Source organism: Dyadobacter luteus (assembly GCF_003383615.1).
Taxonomy (GTDB): Bacteria; Bacteroidota; Bacteroidia; order Cytophagales; family Spirosomataceae; genus Dyadobacter; species Dyadobacter luteus.
Genome location: NZ_QNUL01000002.1, coordinates 17,448 through 34,132, shown reverse-complemented (window position 1 = coordinate 34,132; position 16,685 = coordinate 17,448). Strand labels below are relative to the sequence as shown.

20 protein-coding genes are annotated in these 16,685 nt (G+C 44.2%); 2 read left to right on the top strand and 18 right to left on the bottom strand.

Annotation, left to right across the window (positions count from 1 at the left end):
- Positions 1-48 precede the first annotated feature (48 nt).
- The 7 genes from istA to DSL64_RS03005 all read right to left on the bottom strand — a co-directional run bounded on the left by istA (position 49) and on the right by DSL64_RS03005 (position 8,009).
- Positions 49-1,569 (bottom strand): IS21 family transposase, encoded by a 1,521-nt coding sequence (gene istA / locus DSL64_RS03035; protein WP_158547859.1) that lies wholly within the window; start codon positions 1,567-1,569, stop codon positions 49-51.
- Between the two features lie 705 nt (positions 1,570-2,274).
- Positions 2,275-2,727, bottom strand: coding sequence for a hypothetical protein (locus DSL64_RS03030; RefSeq protein WP_115829186.1), 453 nt, complete (start codon positions 2,725-2,727; stop codon positions 2,275-2,277).
- Positions 2,714-3,070 carry a hypothetical protein gene (locus DSL64_RS03025; RefSeq protein ID WP_115829185.1) on the bottom strand — a complete coding sequence of 119 codons (357 nt, stop codon included), beginning with the start codon at positions 3,068-3,070 and terminating at the stop codon, positions 2,714-2,716. The genes DSL64_RS03030 and DSL64_RS03025 overlap by 14 nt, the downstream gene beginning before the upstream one ends.
- Positions 3,071-3,217: 147 nt before the next feature.
- Positions 3,218-5,206 carry a conjugal transfer protein MobC gene (gene mobC, locus DSL64_RS03020; protein ID WP_115829184.1) on the bottom strand — a complete coding sequence of 663 codons (1,989 nt, stop codon included), beginning with the start codon at positions 5,204-5,206 and terminating at the stop codon, positions 3,218-3,220.
- Positions 5,207-5,218: 12 nt separating this feature from the next.
- Positions 5,219-6,517: a relaxase/mobilization nuclease domain-containing protein gene (locus tag DSL64_RS03015; RefSeq protein WP_115829183.1), complete on the bottom strand. Its 1,299-nt coding sequence runs from the start codon at positions 6,515-6,517 to the stop codon at positions 5,219-5,221.
- Positions 6,502-6,894, bottom strand: a complete 393-nt coding sequence (locus DSL64_RS03010) for a plasmid mobilization protein (RefSeq protein WP_115829182.1) — start codon at positions 6,892-6,894, stop codon at positions 6,502-6,504. Before DSL64_RS03010 ends, DSL64_RS03015 begins: the two co-directional genes overlap by 16 nt.
- A 200-nt stretch (positions 6,895-7,094) precedes the next feature.
- Positions 7,095-8,009: a DUF8464 domain-containing protein gene (locus DSL64_RS03005; RefSeq protein ID WP_115829181.1), complete on the bottom strand. Its 915-nt coding sequence runs from the start codon at positions 8,007-8,009 to the stop codon at positions 7,095-7,097.
- Positions 8,010-8,228: 219 nt separating this feature from the next.
- On the opposite strand from DSL64_RS03005, the gene DSL64_RS03000 reads away from it, so the two are divergent.
- On the top strand, positions 8,229-9,179 hold the full coding sequence (locus DSL64_RS03000) for a DUF2268 domain-containing putative Zn-dependent protease (RefSeq protein WP_115829180.1): 951 nt from the start codon (positions 8,229-8,231) through the stop codon (positions 9,177-9,179).
- Positions 9,180-9,348: 169 nt separating this feature from the next.
- Positions 9,349-9,630, top strand: a complete 282-nt coding sequence (locus tag DSL64_RS02995; protein ID WP_115829179.1) for a hypothetical protein — start codon at positions 9,349-9,351, stop codon at positions 9,628-9,630.
- A gap of 38 nt (positions 9,631-9,668) precedes the next feature.
- Here DSL64_RS02995 and DSL64_RS02990 read toward each other — a convergent pair whose 3' ends face one another.
- From DSL64_RS02990 to DSL64_RS02940, 11 genes are all read right to left on the bottom strand, one after another.
- Positions 9,669-10,445: a hypothetical protein gene (locus tag DSL64_RS02990; RefSeq protein WP_115829178.1), complete on the bottom strand. Its 777-nt coding sequence runs from the start codon at positions 10,443-10,445 to the stop codon at positions 9,669-9,671.
- 352 nt (positions 10,446-10,797) lie between these two features.
- On the bottom strand, positions 10,798-11,613 hold the full coding sequence (locus tag DSL64_RS02980) for a PRTRC system ThiF family protein (protein ID WP_115829176.1): 816 nt from the start codon (positions 11,611-11,613) through the stop codon (positions 10,798-10,800).
- Complete coding sequence (locus DSL64_RS02975; protein WP_115829175.1) at positions 11,610-12,326, bottom strand: PRTRC system protein B; 717 nt, start codon at positions 12,324-12,326, stop codon at positions 11,610-11,612. Before DSL64_RS02975 ends, DSL64_RS02980 begins: the two co-directional genes overlap by 4 nt.
- Complete coding sequence (locus DSL64_RS02970; RefSeq protein ID WP_147300320.1) at positions 12,326-13,270, bottom strand: hypothetical protein; 945 nt, start codon at positions 13,268-13,270, stop codon at positions 12,326-12,328. The genes DSL64_RS02975 and DSL64_RS02970 overlap by 1 nt, the downstream gene beginning before the upstream one ends.
- Positions 13,271-13,287: 17 nt before the next feature.
- On the bottom strand, positions 13,288-13,467 hold the full coding sequence (locus DSL64_RS28800; protein WP_147300319.1) for a hypothetical protein: 180 nt from the start codon (positions 13,465-13,467) through the stop codon (positions 13,288-13,290).
- Between the two features lie 12 nt (positions 13,468-13,479).
- Entirely contained in the window at positions 13,480-13,698 is a 219-nt protein-coding gene (locus DSL64_RS02965; protein WP_115829173.1) for a PRTRC system protein C, read from the bottom strand.
- Positions 13,699-13,723: 25 nt separating this feature from the next.
- Positions 13,724-14,242 carry a prtrc system protein e gene (locus DSL64_RS02960; RefSeq protein WP_199539317.1) on the bottom strand — a complete coding sequence of 173 codons (519 nt, stop codon included), beginning with the start codon at positions 14,240-14,242 and terminating at the stop codon, positions 13,724-13,726.
- A 30-nt stretch (positions 14,243-14,272) separates the two neighbouring features.
- On the bottom strand, positions 14,273-14,512 hold the full coding sequence (locus DSL64_RS02955; RefSeq protein WP_115829171.1) for a hypothetical protein: 240 nt from the start codon (positions 14,510-14,512) through the stop codon (positions 14,273-14,275).
- 38 nt (positions 14,513-14,550) lie between these two features.
- Positions 14,551-14,901, bottom strand: a complete 351-nt coding sequence (locus tag DSL64_RS02950) for a hypothetical protein (protein WP_147300318.1) — start codon at positions 14,899-14,901, stop codon at positions 14,551-14,553.
- Between the two features lie 57 nt (positions 14,902-14,958).
- Positions 14,959-16,002 (bottom strand): DUF932 domain-containing protein, encoded by a 1,044-nt coding sequence (locus DSL64_RS02945; protein WP_115829169.1) that lies wholly within the window; start codon positions 16,000-16,002, stop codon positions 14,959-14,961.
- A 56-nt stretch (positions 16,003-16,058) separates the two neighbouring features.
- Positions 16,059-16,448: a single-stranded DNA-binding protein gene (locus DSL64_RS02940; RefSeq protein WP_158547858.1), complete on the bottom strand. Its 390-nt coding sequence runs from the start codon at positions 16,446-16,448 to the stop codon at positions 16,059-16,061.
- Positions 16,449-16,685: the final 237 nt, after the last annotated feature.

Sequence of the window (16,685 nt, the reverse complement as noted above, 5' to 3'; positions counted from 1 at the left end):
AATTGTTTTGGTTTATAAAATTTACCGGGGTCAACATGGTCCGGAATACTACTTGTAATGGCTTGCGCCGCGGATATTATCATGCTGTGGAATAGTCAACTCTGGCTGTTGATTGATCTCCTCCATGTCCAGGTTGTTTTTAAGAATGTTTTCAATCGTATGATAAGAGGCCTTATGATACAGTAGCGCACGTTTGCATGCATTTTCTAAACGCGACCTGTCATATTGCTTCAGGAAGGCCAGTATACCTTGCGCTTGTTTATAGGCAACTTCGGGATAGCTGTACTGACCTAATAACTTTTTGATATACTCCAAAGTACAACTACCAACTTGTATGGCCCGGTCTTCAAAATGCTGGGGTGACCACTGCTGATAAGCACGATGTGTAGAAGGCATGTGATCGGCTACAGTGGTGTAATGACCTGGCCTGTAACTTCTTTTATGCAAGGCAATACGGTCGTGGTTATAAAATATCTCCACATGATTGTGGTTATACTGGACTTCGACAGACAGGCCGGTAAAGCGGTACGGGACACTGTAATAGTTGTGGTCTTCGCTCAGGAAAATATGGGCAGTGCGTTGGACTTTGGCCCGTCTGTAATGGCGGATGCTATAAGTACCGGCAGGTAACGCCTGGAGATATTCTTTTTCAAGGTCCACGAAGTGGCTCCGCCTGCTGCCGCCCCCATGAGAGAATAAATAGTCATTATATTCATCCAGAAGGCCTTTAATGGCCTTATTAAGTTCATCCAGACTAAAGAAGGTGAACTTGCTTAAAGGATAGAAGATCCGTTGGTATACCAGTTCGACGCTGCGCTCTACAAGCGCTTTATCCTGAGGGTGATGCGGACGGGCCGGGTCGACGACACATCCATAGTGCAATGCAAAATCAGTAAGCGTCCTGTTAATTACCGGGGCATATTTACTGCCTTTGCTAACAGCTGCTTTCAGATTATCCGATACAATAGCCTGCGGCACACCACCAATCCATTGCAGACAGGATTCCAGACAAAGAATAAGATCCTCCCTTTTTTGTGAAGCAACGACTTTTACAAAAGTATACTGGCTGCAGGGCAGAACACCTACAAAAACCTCTACTTCAACTTGTTCTCCGGTCGCTTTATCGATGTAGGATAATTTTTTGCCACAGAAGTCAATGAAGAGCTTTTCTCCTGCTTTATGATCAAGCTTTCCACTATGGTTATTTAAGGAGCGCCACCGGCGATAATGAAAAGTAAACTGAGTGTATTTATAACCCTGTGGATTTTGTTGCAAGTATTCTTTCCAGAGTGCCTGAAGGGTGCACCCTGGCTTGCGAAGCTGCTTTTCTAGGTAAGAAAAACGTGCGGCTAGCAGTTCATAACGCTGTTTTTCAGTCTGTGGCTCTTCGGTAAACAGATCCCGCAGATCGGGCTCTGTAAGATTAATAAGCTCGTCAAAACCAAGGTTCAGAGCTGAAAAACGGCTGGTATAATTATCAACGGTCTTGCGGTTAATCTTTAACAGGTCCGCCACTTTCCTGTTGCTTAACCCCTTTAATTTCAATGCAATCAAGCTACGTATTTCCATGATATTGATCCTTTGTCCGGCCATGTCGCTGAGATTTAATTCAGTAACAAGGCTATGATAAATCATGGAAAGTGGCCCAATGACTTCCGTTTTTTAAGAAGTTAGATTGCCTGTACTAATAGGTCAGGATCGGATTGAGGGTGTTTTGGCCCAACGACCTCCGTTTTTAGAAGCTCTGACCAATTCTCACTCGAAGGATTGGCCCAATGACTTCCGAAATCAAAATCGTTATTGGCCCAGTTACCTCCGTTTTCAACCTAAGTCAGCAAGCTTGACCCGACGAAAACTTGGCCCAATGACCTCCGAAATTGATCCTGAATTTTGGCCCGTTGATTTCCGTTATGACTGGCCCCTGATACTCCGAAATGACTGGCCCGGTGAAGTCCGTTTTAGACAAAGTTACGCATATTCAAGTTTGAAGTGTAATTTTGTAGTTAAACACGAACTCAATGGGAGATAAATATCCGGATCTCGCTAGTCTACCTTGATTGCCAATTGTGTTAACCGTTAGTAACGTCCTTGAAGTCACAATAAGCTATGCTGTAGGGGATAAATTTATAATTTAACATACATTCATGGAATTCATATATGACAAGTGGTCGTCAAGTTAATAACAAGGTTTGAAACAACACATTAAATAAGTCCTTATCACAACAATTAGCGGGCATATACATTGATCAGACTGCTGGTAATAGGAATAGTTTCTTAGTTCTTACTTCTAATATCAAAGTCATTATCCTTGACTTTTCCGGCTTCAAAATTTAGCTTGGTGATTAACCGCACCGAGAAGACCTGAAGATATTGATTCTCCCAATGAAGCAAAGATTTTTTTGTTAAACTTATCATCTTGTTCTTGGCATATTTTTGCTCTGATGAGACATTGATGTTCAAAACAAGTTGAAACGATTCTACAAAGGGTTCTTCCGAGCTGGAAAAATAATAAGCTAGATTATTTTGCAAACCCCATTCATTCAAACCTCTTCCTATGTCAAAATAGTTCGTGATTGCTTGCCAGTCTACACCATCAACGTATTGCCAAGAGTATAATTGACCTATGCCATTACCTGATAGTTTGCTACGTAACGGATCGATCGCTGTAAAAACGCTTAGTTTAACGGGTGTGCTTCCTTTCGGTTTAGAAGAATCAAAATTGCCCAACTATTGCCATCCAACCAATATGCGTGTTCTGTAACCAGTTAGGCTCAATCACTTTGACATTTACCCACTCGTTATATTCGGATAAAATGGTGATTTTTAAAGATCTACCTACCAAGATGTAGTATGTTTCGCGAAGTGTTTCCGCGGCCTTTTGATTTACTATTCTAGCCACTTTCGGTTCTGGATCTGTTAAAAGGTGTACTTCGTATCGACTGACTGCAAATAATTCCGGGTCTGCTGGTTGATCTAATAAAGTAGCATCCGATTCCACTTTTAGCTGATTATTTCCAGAGCATGAGATTAGCAACCCAGAAATCATCAATAAGGCAATAAAATTCTTCATTCATTCCAGATAAGGTATTAAAGTGGTAATTCTACCAGAATTTTCCCACTTAACAAAGTTGAACTTATCTTCGGGTACCCTCAATTACTCACAGGGATTCTGCGTTGGTAACACATTGGGCGGGTGCGAAAAATAAACTTGACACCATTACTGTTTTCTAATAATAAGCCTTACCAAGGCCGGATCACCGCTCAACCTCTCCATCTCTGAAGCAATAATATCCTGCACATCCTGCTTAATCTGATTGTAATTCCGTTGAATCATAACCTGGTCGACCTTCCGTATCTCAGGAATTGAGAAGTAAGCATCTTCTTCCTTTTCAAGCGCATCATGATCATTCTGTATCTCACAATGAAAGGCTTTCAAAGTAATTTTATTCTTAGGATCATCAGCGACCATCCCCACAAACTCACCGGATGAAAGCGCCGAAATCTTAGACGGAGGCACTGCCGATTCGAGTTGCTGCGACCTGCTGATAGATGTATCTGAGCTGTTAATCGAAAGACTTTCCCGGTCCTGCATGATTTTCCCGAAACGTTCTGACAATTGTTTGGCAGTATCTCCCGTTACTTGTCCGGAGACTACATTGCCGACGATGTTCATGATGACATCCGCCTGTTCCCTGCCGTAGTCCTTTTTGAGTTGACTAAAATCCTGAATTCCCAGTGTCGTAGAGACTTTGTTGCTACGGGCTGTAGCAATCAAACTGTCCATATTATTTAGGTAGATAGTTGGAAATTCGTCGAACACCAGACTGCTTTTCAGCTTACCTTTCTGGTTGACAAGTTTGACCAAACGGTTCACGTATAGAGACAGGACGGCTCCGTAAATCTGTATTTTCTGCGGGTTATTTCCGGCGCAAACAAGCTTTGGCTCATCTGGATTATTAATGTCCAAAGTAAAATCCGATCCTGAAAGAGCGTAGTAAAGCTGTGGCGACGAAAGCCTAGCCATAGATATTTTAGCTGATGCAATCTGGCCTTCGAGCTGCTCCATGACATCATTCATATATGCATTGACAAATGGATTGATCAGTACCTCAATCTCCTTTTCAGTTCTAAGGATCGTGAACAAACTATCGTAATCCACCTGCATTAACTCGATCACATGCGGCAATGTACAGAAGGCACCATCCTGGTAACGGCGCAGATACCAGATGATCGCAGAAAGAAAATTGATAGGTGATTCAACAAAGAAGTCTCCCTGTTTTTTAATCCATTCACGGTTCAACCCCATTAGGATTGTGCGCGCAGATTCTGATGCGTCGGTGATATCCTGCATACCAGAAGGATCCAAAGGATTACATCGGTGGCTTCTGGTAAGATCATCAAAGTTGATCACATAGAACTTTGGCTCCACTTTGAACAGGTGTTTATTCTTTAACCAGGTGTTGTATACGATGACTGACAGATCTGGGTATTTGAAATCATAAGCGAACATAGAGAAGCCTTTTTTGATGTGCTGGGTAATCACATGCCGGATCACAAAATAGCTCTTCCCTGCCCCAGGCGTACCTAGCACAAGCAGGCCCCGAAACGGATTAATGATGTTGATCCAGCTTTTTCGTTGTTTGTTTTTCAGTTGATATTTTGCAGGCAGATTAATCGAATACTCGTTATCGAGCAGGCGTTCTTCCTGGGGAAAGGTCTCATTTTCTGAGTTGAAAATATCCTTTTTTAGCTTGTCAGTAATGATGCGTGAAAGGATCGTCCCGCCTTTGAGTATCGTGAGATAACCAGTCAGTAACCCCACCACGTATAAGACTGATCGCCCCTCCACAGATAACCTTGCCAGAAGTAAATAGTAGCTCAGAAAGTAAACAGTTAGCCCGATTGCCATATAAACCAGAGCATTTTTGTAGCTCAGCTTTTCATTCTTTCTGCCCTTTGATCCCAGAAGTGATATGCATAAAAAACCCAATGCAAACAGCTTGGATTTGGAAAAGCTGCTGAACAATCCGGTAGCTGCAACGTTAACCAACATCCGGTCTGAAAAGGCTGAAACCAGTCCCCAATGCTTGAAAGCTCCGTAACAATAATAATAAAAGTGTAGCCCTAATAATATGAAACTTATCATGCGCGTCATATCCAGAATCTTCCGCAGTGCCTGTTCATTCTCGCCTGTCTGGTGTGCCATCTTCGTTTTGATTTAAAGGTTATTTGATTGATTTCTTCTCTTCTTTTTTCGTCTTGCTTTCCATTGTCCTGGCAGATAATCCGCTCCATATTCAACTTTCAAAAGCGCATCGATAACACCCGACTCCTTTTCAGATCCTGCCGGTGCTACCAAAAAATCCCTTCGTCCTGCTTGCACACTATTTGATTGTGAGGCTGAAATTCTGCCACTAGAAAGGTTCGGATTCATGTAGTGAGGGATCTTTTCTGCCTGCTTGCAGCGGGAAAGAATTCCGCTCGCGCTGTATTGTTTTCCCAAGTCACTTCCATTGAAAACTGCCTTCTTCTGATGATCTATGAAGGTGATTCCATACAGCACACTTTGCTGATTTTGTCTAAGAACGGTAGTGATTCCCTTACCATTTAGCTCCTTAATCATGTCCTGCAATGTAGTGCGCTGCGCATTGATCAGCGCAAAATCGATGGCCGCTTTGACCCTTTTTTTATCATCTTGCCTGAGCGTTTCGTTGATCAGAAACCTGCTTTCTATATACTTCAGCGTAGGTCTTCCAGGGAAGCTGTCAGGAAATAGACTTGCTTTAATTGGGACGCCGACAGGCTTGCCTTCACTGTCCAGCATGCGGTATAATAGCCCCCGATGCCGGTGGGTTCTTGAAGTCTCGCTGCCCCTTTCGGCCGTTACGTTGTATAGTCTAAGTACAGCATTCAGCTCAGCAAGCGAAGTATATTTATAAGGTTTGAGAACTGCACACAGCACCTTATAAATCGCGCGTCGCGTCTCTGATTTACCATATCCTACCCTTGATGCACTGACAGGTTTCAGGTTGGATACAGCATTATTTTGTTGCTCCGCTTTTACAAGACCATACTTAATTTCAAGTACCTTTCTAGCCTGCTGCGATTGCACTTTTCCGATGTTGTTCATATCAATTCGGCTGCCGTCGGGCCGCACTTTCACGCTCACGATGTGAAGGTGCTGGTGGGCAACATCCTTATGCTCATATACCAGAAAGGGCTGCCCGCCAAAACCAATTCTTTCCATGTAATCCGCGGCAATGGCTGCCAAAGTATCCTTTCCAAGCTGCTCTCCCGGCGCAAAATTCAGGGAAATATGAACGCTGTTTCGCTTTATATTATCGTTGTTCGCAGCAGTTTTTAAAAGCATATTCAGCCGGTGCATCTGGTTCATATCATCTGTTTCCATCGGATAGTTACCAGCCATAATTAGGTCAGCTACGCCCTCTGCTACCTTATTTTCATTGTACATAAATGCAGCCCGGATTGACTTTCCTGTGTTTATGACTGCAACCATAACTCCGCGGTCTTTCTGATGTAAGATTTGATTTCAGCTACATCTTCCAGCAGCTTCTTACGGTCGAGCTCATACGTAATCAGCCAGTTGATATACTCAGGTGTATCGCGCAGCGTATGCAGTTTGTGTACCGCCTGATTGTAGTTGTTGGCAAGACCGTTCAAATCATTTTGAAGTCTCGTAAGAACCGTAATCACATCTTCCAGCGACTGGTTGTGATAAGTGACCACTACCGGTTTTTGAAGAATTACCTTTCTTAGATAGCCGCTTAGCTTGCGGTCTTTCGAGCGGGTAAACAGGCTTTGAATTTGCTTTTGCTCCACCTCGTCAATACGGATATGCAGCCATTTGTCTTTTACTTTTTTGTTCTCTTTCATCTCGGATCTTTTTCACAGTTTGAACATTCTTGCTTAAATCAATTCACTGCCCACGACTTCGGAGTGAGGGCAGAAAAAAATCGGTTGTGATACAACCGGACATCTTGCCATTTTCGGGACACCGGAAAATCTCCCGCCTCTCTGAAGGCCTTTGAGAAATAAGTAAAGCTGAAGCAGTTACTTTCAATTAAACTATTACCTCAGCCAATCCTTAGGCCCTTTCTCTGCTTTTTGAAAGGATTGTTTCTACGGGCTAAAAGAAAATCGTTGAGATCTTCGTGTCCTCTGTAAAGGCCACTTTCATCCTTAAACTTGGCGGAAATCGACAAGGCCTTTTCTGTACATTTTCTGCCAGCATCATTGTTATCCAGATATAGGTGCACGCTCTGGTATTCTTTCAGTGGCACCAATGCTTTTTCGAAAAAGGAAAGAGAGTTCAGGATCAGGTAATCTGTAGATGGGCGTGGGAGCTCCTCACGGATTGCCTGGTAGGACAGAAAATCAAAAAAGCCTTCGAAGACTGCGATGCTATCAGAGCCGATGCTTAAAGTGGTGATGTCTTTGGGCGAGCTGCCGGATTTGAAGTAAGGGTTACGGATTTCATATCCACCCGAATCATTTTGAAAACCGATCCCGAAGTAATTCTTTCCGCTGATCTCAAACCGGACTTCCCGGCAGTACTGTTCAGCGGTGGCTAACGGAATACCGCGGCTTTCAATATAGCTCAGAAGCGATGGTGAAGACAGTTTAGAATTCCCGACAATTTTAATCTTGCCGGTCTCTTCTGTTTTTTCCGCGTTAGTACTCCCAGGTCGCTGAACCAGGGGAAGGAAATTTCCATCAGATAGCAATTGTAATAACTCGGGAATTGTAGTCTTATGATAAAGGATCCCAAAATCGATAATAGATCCCCCTTTCCCTATCCCAAAATCATACCACACATTCTTGCTTCGGTTAACTACAAATGAAGGTGTTTTTTCCTGATGTAATGGTGAGTAATACCAATGACTATTATTCCTTACTTTGGAAGATTTGTAGCCAAGCAAAGCCAGGTAGGCAACCAAATCGATTTGTTTGGCTTGCCCGGTGGAGAGCCGGTTCTTTCTGAAATTCATACAGCACAATTTTCGTTTCACAGTTCAGTAATGTGATACGAAAGTATTAGCCCAATTCCGAAGTATAGCTACCTGTACAAATTACGGCCTGGTTTCAGACCGGCAGGATTAAGCATAACTATTGCATGGACAAGCTTTTTTCCCTGCTAATAAAATACTACATGCAACTTCACATGCCCTGCTGACATCTCTCTTACGGAAATCAAACACATCTAGCGGATGAGAAAAATCTTAACCATTGCAGCGCTGACGCTACTTACAAATTTTTTACATGCACAGCCAACTACTATATTCACCAGTGACATAGACAATTTTTGGGTGGCGTATGATAGTGTTAGACTTCAAAATGACCCGGCTAAGCAAATCGCTATTATCCAAACGCAGTATCTGGACAAAGCGAGTATAGGTCTAAGAGAAATGATCAAGCTCAAAGAATGGACGTCAGCTGATTTCCAGAAAAACATGATTACCAATGCGAATTTCTGGAAATCTATTCGAGTTAAAACTGAAGGCATCAAAGATCAAAACACAGCTATTGAAAAACTTTACAGTAACTATCAAAGGATTTATAAGAACTTTAAAGCTCCCGAGATTTATTTTCTGATGGGATACATTCAGACCGGAGGAACCACCACTCAAAATCAGTTACTGATCGGTACTGAGATCGCTGCAGCAGACGCAACAGTAGACACAAGGGGTTTGCATCCAATGATCCGAGATTTTATGAGCACAAACACTGGCATACTCGGTATAATCGCCCATGAATTGACACATACCCAGCAACGGGGAGGCGATATGGAAACAGATCGAAAATCAAACTTATTAGGCTTTTGTCTGGCCGAGGGCAGTTGCGACTTTATTGCTGAAATGATTACCGGCACCGAAGTAAAAAGACCGTACATGAAATATGGCAAGCAACATGAACGCGAGCTATGGGAGAAATTTAAAATTGAGATGCACGGCAGGAAATCATCGGACTGGCTTTACAATGGTTTCCAGAGAAAAAACGGGGATTCAGACCTGGGTTACTATATAGGCTATGCTATTTGTAAATCATATTATGAAAATGCGAGCGATAAAGATCAGGCGATCTCAGAAATCATTTCCCTTGATCTGGATAGTGTGCAGGCACTGGATGTATTTCTGGAGAAATCAAGATATAACCCTTGACCAGCTACTTCCAAGGCGCAGAAAGATCTGCAAGATCATTTGTTAGTTACAAAAAGGTGTTCTGTTTGCTACCGGGAAAGTCATCACCTGTACAAATTAAGGTCTGGTGCTCTGACTAATGGGCTAAGTATATTTGCAGCGAGATGTTGAACATTTAAAACTGAGGGATATGATGACGAGTGAGCAAGTAGCAAGCGTGTATGAAACATTGCTTTGCATTCCGGGAATGAATGACCAGATCAAACTGGATTTGAAGGTTAGCCGAAAGCAAGTGCTTTTACTTGCCCAGATCATTGAGCGCGGCTTAAGGCAGGAAACTGATAATCCGACAGGCATTTTTTCAGTCGCCACAAAGGAGGCAATTTCAGATCTGTCCAGCATCAGCAACAACTGCCTTCAGAAAGCGGGGTTGACAGAGCTTAGTGAAAAGCTTAACGCTTTTCCTATGTAATCAAAAAAACAAACCGGCACACCAACTGCCGGTTTGTTTTATTTCTGTCCGGTTGTAAAAAGTGAAATAAACCCGCCAAACGGCACTTGAAGAGAGTAAGGAAGAAAACTCTTCCAATCTTCCAGAAATTCACTGATAGTTCTGTGCGAACCAGCATCGGCAAATTTAAAAAATTGAACAGCCTTCCATAGCTCCGGAGTCTGGATGAACAGTGGCATCATTTGCAAAGCAATAATCCTGTTTTTTCGCCTGTCATATCTACCGGCAGACAGATAAGAAGTATTTCGTGTCAGCCAGAGATGAAAAGGCTCGTAAAGAACGATGCTTTGCTCTGCTATTGTCCTTGCATAATTACCAAGAACCGCGGCATACCCCTCCCAATTTTGATATGGTGCTTCACCACCGCTCCAGCTGCTTTCCATTTTTAACATAATAAAAAGAGAAGCCATCTCACAGATACTCTCTTCTAACCATCCGTAGTGATCATCCTCTGGCGAATAATCAATGTCTATGACGTGGTGACAAAGTTCATGTGAAAACTGATATACATACTGAGACCAATACCTACCGCTCACATCCAGATAGACCTGGTCGAAATCGCCCCGTCTTCTTATTTCAGGGCCTTCTACATCCCCACTTTCTTTGGCATTTATAATATTGACATTGCGGACGGGCAAGCTTGATTCATCCAGATACCCGTAAAACGTGCTGATAACGTTATCCAAAAGCTTTATCACATCTTGCAGTTCGACCTCTCCCCACCCCTCAGCTCTAATGTCAAACCTTGAATTTTCAAAGAATTTCGTAGCATTCATCTTCTATAAATATTTCATTGATCTTGAGAAAATCCGGCTGGAATCAAAGAAATTACAAATTATAAGATTGACATTTTTTGTTACAAAAATGTCTGTTAATATTCCATGAACCATACAAAATGCTATCTGCAAGGACTACACATCCTATTAATAACCTAAAACCCGTTACACTGCCAATCAAAGCAAATTACAATATCAGCTTTAACAAAACGCTTGTAATCTTAAAGGCTTCAGACATAAGCCCGCCCTTTCTTTTGTTTCTTTTCTTTGGGCGAGCAAAGAAAAGAAATGCGGGCAAACCAGCCAGACGGGCGAGTCTGGCTGGTTTGCCCGCGCCGGCTTTCCAAATCTCTCAGGCCACCTTTAACGGCTGAGAAATCATTGTATCAAGGTTCAGAAACACGCCCCTGTTCTTAGTCATCCCCTGCCGGAAAAGTGACCAGAGCAGCGCGCTTCCAAGCTGCGTCAGCGCGGCATTGATAAACAAATCCTGTTTTTCCAGCGCCTCAGCCAGAGAGCAGCTCGGGGTGTTGTCATCAGACTCAGAGGATTCAAGTAGACCTGCGAATTCATCCGTTACAAAAGCAAGCTCACTTACTGTATGAAATTTTTCAGAATCGGGCTGCGGGATACTACTAATCGTCGAGAGTATAACCTGCCCTGTGCTGCTGCTGTTTCCATAGTCGATCCAGTAATAAGGTTTCTCCCTTCGCTGATGCTGATCAGCAAAACGGGTTTTCAGCATCCTGGCAATTTCAAGTCTGGCTGCTACAGTGTCAACGCAACTTATAAAAATATTCGCGCTCGCCTGATTTTGAAACCTGTAAAGATTGTCGTGATCGAACCTGTAAGGGAACGCTTTCCAGTTAGTCCCGAAAAAGCGGTTAACGTTATTGATCCTGACTACCGCTTTGTTTAGCCCAAGCTCACAGGAAGAAAACCGCTGTCTTCCAAGGTTCGGCTCACAGACAAGATCATCATCAAACATTCTTACAAAAAGCCCTGCATGCCCAAGCTCTGTGAGTGCATGGCTGATCTCAGCAAGTGCGGTCAGAACGCGGCTACCCGTGCCGCCTGCCCCGATCAGGTTTACTGTAACAGGATTGGCCGGGTTTAGAAGATACGAGGGCGCGAAATGCACGGTTGGTTTATTGAGTGCGATATTCATTGGATAAGATCATTTAAAGTGAGACCTGTTTTAAGAAGCGCGCCGAGAGGAAATGGTTTCGGGTTAGCCATCTGTTTTTGCCAGAGCTGAATCATATTACCTTTTACGGGACTATGAGAATCTATCAGGTGGCTGAAATAGCTTTGAAAAAAGTAGCGCTGCCATGAGCTAATAAATTCTTCAAGCGAAACAGAGTCTGAAATCTGCACATCAACTGTTCCCATGCACACCTTTCCGGTTTTGTAAAGGTTAAAAAACGGCGCGTGGTATACAGGCGTCGTCAATTGAGGCTTGAGATCTGATTTAAGGGCATAGATAAAAAGCTCATTTTTTGACGCTTTCCAGACAAGTGCGGGCACAGACGCCTTTCCGTTTGGAATACCAAGAGCAGAAGCAAAAAACAATTCAGTTTGCCGCGCTGGCGTATACCAGAGTGCATGCCCGTTTTGCGAGGGGTCTATATGCAGCACTGAATCCGGCATTAACCCTTTGGGTTTAAGAAAAGACTTCCGAAGTGATTTTGAAGAGTCGAGCGCGCTTGCGAGCTGAATGGTTTCAGAGTCAGACAACGGGTGAAGGTTCATAGGCAGCCCGCTCTGCCCTACATCAAAGGACTCTAAGTAACAGTCCGATGCGTCTGAGCTGTTTCTGTAGATCAGAAAGCCCGACTGCGGCAGATAGATGTCGGAGAAAAGATCAGTGATATTTTCCATTATAGTAGCTTTAAAATATCTGATAAATCATCAAGAAGCGAAAAGAAGCGTTCAGGGTAATCAAGGCTCATAGAGACCCACTTTTGCTCTTTGTCAAAAAGCTGCAGGGCGACAGGGTTATCCATGATTGTGTATTCCTGTAAATCTGTGTTCACTAAGCTGAGAAGATCACTGGCAATATCACCATCCAAATCCCAGATAAAAGAAAGGTAGTGCCTGCCGTCAATACGCTCTTTCTCTTTCGGGCAGTCAAACCCTGAATAAATAAAATCGAAAATGGAAACGCTCGGATAATCTGTGTACAAATCAAAAAAGCCCTGTGCAAGCTTTTTGATTTTATGATCGGTCTCACAGCGGCATTCAAAACCAGTGAGCCTATTTTCAAATTCAACAAGATGAGGTGGATCAGCAAGCTGCTGCTGCATCAACATGCCTGCCATTCCCAGATGCTGAAACTGTTGATTGAAGTGCTGCCAGTCTTCGGGCTGCAAATCCTCGTCTGTACTCTGCCAGTCGAAAATCATTTCATACTGGTAGTACAGGTAACTGTGCTCCTGTGTGTAGAGAGGCAGCTGCGCTACTTTAAATAGATAAGCGTACACAGAAAGAAGTAAATCCGCCTGCTGTTTTCTTTCAGGATCCTCAGTCAGCTCATAGAGTGGTCTGATGGGGATATAGTAAAGAATCTGCCCGACGGCGAACTGTCTGTAGGTGGCAAGTATGGCATGATCAGTGCTGATGATAGCGAGCTCTGTGTCCACGCTTTGCTTTTTGATTTCTCGCTCTGCATGAGAAAATGCCAACCAAATATTATGCGGGTACACAGAGCAGCTTTCAGGTAATGGTGTAAAATGATACAGTGCCGACAGGTTTTCAAGGGAAATAAAAAAGCTTTTCTCAACATGCTTGCGTTTTGCAAGCTGACTGTACTGAGAGCCGATCACAGGCAGAAAGCTGCTTTTTAGAAAATCATTGGCAGCATACTGCGCGGTGCGCTGGTTTTCTTCTGCCGCACTGCCTGCGCCGCATCGGGAAGCTGATTGAGTCTTTCGGAGAGGTCTGCAAGATTTCGGGCTGTGTACCATGCGCTTGTGTATTTTTCGTTTCTGATAAGCCTTGCGGATTTTTGTTTTCGTTTCATAGTCTGGGCTTTTTATCCTTTTGTTCCCATCACAGATTCAAAACGGTACTGGACTTTGTCGTCTTTGATCTCCGGCGCTGATACCTTGGCAGTGACAAGCAACGGGTAGGTGGCAGCATAAAAATTCAGTACTGCCTGCGGGCTTAGTGTCCTGTCAGGATCGGCGAGTGTGATCTTCTGTCCTTTGTTTTCAAACAGGAAAATTCTTTCGAGTGCTGTGGCGATTAGCATAATGGCGGAGTTTAAAAATGGGTTTTCAGAAAAGACTGGTCTGTTCAAATTTTAAAGACAGCTCGCTTCTTCGTTTTCTGATCTGCTCAGCGTGCTCGGGAAACAATGCCGGATCAGGCACTTTGCTCCACGCTTCGCGGAACTTTCCTTCGGCTTCGAGCTGACTGGATTTTTCGCAGGCTACGGTAAACTTTTTGTCCCGCTCTGATTTCTGCTGCTGCTCTTTCTTCTCTTGCTCTTTCTTCATCTGAGATTCTGCTAGTGCTTTTTGCTGCTGAGTCAGATAAGAATCCATGTTTACAAAAAGCTGAGAGGTGGTTTGCAGCGGGGCTTTGATGTTTGCAAAGAAACCTTCGTCAAGCTCACAGCCACTGCCCCTGAGAATCAAGGGCGGCACGATCATTCTTGCATCATCGCCGCACTGCTCATTTACCAAAAGCAAAGAAACGGTCAGCGTATCCAGATCAGATTTAGCGATGGTGATTCTAAGTTGCCCCTGAATGTCAAGGGCGGCTATTTGCTGAAAGAAATTAGTGTTCATCATTTGATGAGTTTAGAAGTTAAAAAGAAGTGATCAAATAAAGTATCCAGCGATCAGTAGCAGTATACCGATTAGCGTCAGAAGCAGGGATACAGCTGCGCCGACAGATTCAAGAAAAATAATGATCAAAAAAGACCAAAAGCTATCAAAGCGCTGCAAGCCTGCCGCTCCCCTTCTTTCAAACTTTCTTTTTCCTATGAGCAGCCGCAACAAGAGTCCGGCTAAAACTGATAAAGTGCCGAGCAAAGTGAGTGTATTGAAAGGATTTGCCATAAGTGTTGGCTTTACGGGTTAAAGAAAAAATCAGTAGCCTAGGTGAATTTATCATCAGGGTGTTTCCTGACTTTGGTGTAGCTCTGGATACAGTCGATGCTGAAATCGGCAAAGTCCCCGCTGAAAAGGCTCTGGGCAAACAGCTCCGGCTCGGCTGTGATACCCTCGCCGTTCTGTGCGATACGGGCAAAAATGATCTGGGCAAGCGTGAGCCATTTGTCAAAATCCATGGCCTGATACTGCCACCGGCTTCTAAGAAGCTGCTCATCTTCGATGATCGTCAGACAAACGGCTTCTATAAACCTGATAAGCTCAGGCATATGCTCAGGGAAAAGCTGATGCAGCAGTCTGGCTTTGTCTTTGCTGCTCATTTGGTGAAATGGTTTCATAAACATGAAGGGATTGCGACCGCAGCATTGTGGCTGCGGTCAGGTAGGAAAAATAACTTACTGCAAACTCTGGGCACCATAGCGCGCAAAAGCATTACAGAGATCAAAAGCTTTCTGGGTGCGCAGCGCGCCTGTGCCTCCCATCAGAATTGATTTGAGCTTGGCCTCATCGTTTTTATAGCTGCGTACATTTTGATAAAAACCAGTGACCGCGTTGAAAGCTCCGAAGACTGTGCCTTTGGTTGTTTCAAGCTGCTGTGTTTCGTTTTCCATGCAGTAGACGAAGGCATCCTCACACTGATTTTTAAAGACGGTGGAAAGCTGCTCCTCTCTGCCCTCTCTGAGATTTCCCAGAATCTCCGCGTTTGAAGCCAGCGCCATACGGATGAGCTTATGTACCTCTTTGTCTGTGATCCTGACTTTTGCCCACTGGTTAAAAATCCCTTCCATTTCAATGCTCAGACGGTTAGAAAGCCCCATGACTTTGTGCGCCTGCTCGAGGCGGTGTCTGGCATTGACGGTATGGCGTATACGGACAACGTTTGTCATGTTCTGAAGCGCTGCACCGAGCGTGTTCGCGCAGACAATCCTGACGGGAGTAAATGCTGCTGTAATACTGCCGCTTCCATCGTGGGAGGTGGTAAGGAAAATATACCTCTCGATAAGATCATCGTTTCCGACGCAAATATAATCAGGGAGTTTGGCGGTGATAAAAATCCTCTCCCCCTGCCCCAGCGCTCCGGCGGTCTCGTAGATGATGCCGTCGCCACCACCGACGATACTGTCAAAGAAAGAGAAGGCTTCGCGGTTTTGGAGCACATGATAGTCTTTTCCGACCACGCCCAAAGGCGCTCCGTTATCTGTCCGCACGGTGGCGAAGTGCTCGGGCACTGGCGTGAGGATTGTCTGCGCATCGACAGAGCCGTCTCTAACGTAAAGCGGACGTTTGATGATCTGGTAGTCGAGGCCTGCATGAATGATCGCCTGCTCAGATGTGGGGTGCTCACAGATAACCTGACCAAGCCCGTGCCATGCTTTCTGCTTGACCGAGAAAAATGAGTGTTTACCTGTGATTTCGTTGTAATTAAGATTGTGAGACATGATTGAAATGATTTGAAAGTGAGAAAATCAGACTAATAAAAAAAAAGGATCAGAGTCTAGAATGGCAGATCGTCGCCCTGCTGCCGGGTTTGCTGCTTTTCGTTACCCGCTAATTCGGGCTTCGGGAAAGAACCCCTGCTGCCCCCACCCAATATTTTGATATTGGAGGTGTGAAACTGAAGTGATGCCTTTGGGTTGCCGTCAGAGTCCTGCCATGCCTGCGTGCTGATGCGCCCGAAAAGCTGAACGATTGTACCTTTTGTGAGCACGGCAGCGACTGCCGGAGCGATCCAGTAAGAGCAGCGTATGTATTCAGTAATTTCTTTCTTCTCTCCTGCTTTGGTCTGATAGCGCTCGTTAACCGCGATGTTAAAATTGACCACCTGCTTGTCTGATTTAGTGGTGAAGGTGCTTGCGTCCTGCGTGATGCGTCCTGTGATTTCCATAATTGTTTTTGTTTTTTTTAATTGTAAAATTGATTTAAGCTGTTTTTCAGATGCTGTTAAGATGTTTTTGGCTGTTTTCATTGCTTCTGATTTTTTTGCAGGAAAATGACTAATGCGGCAGCCTTGACGGCAAGGGAACCGTGGAATAGCGCACGCGCAGCGAGCATATGCCGCGAAAGTCCCTTGCCGTCAAAAGGGCAGCTGCATTATTTTTCGGAGAAAACAAACAGAAGGAAA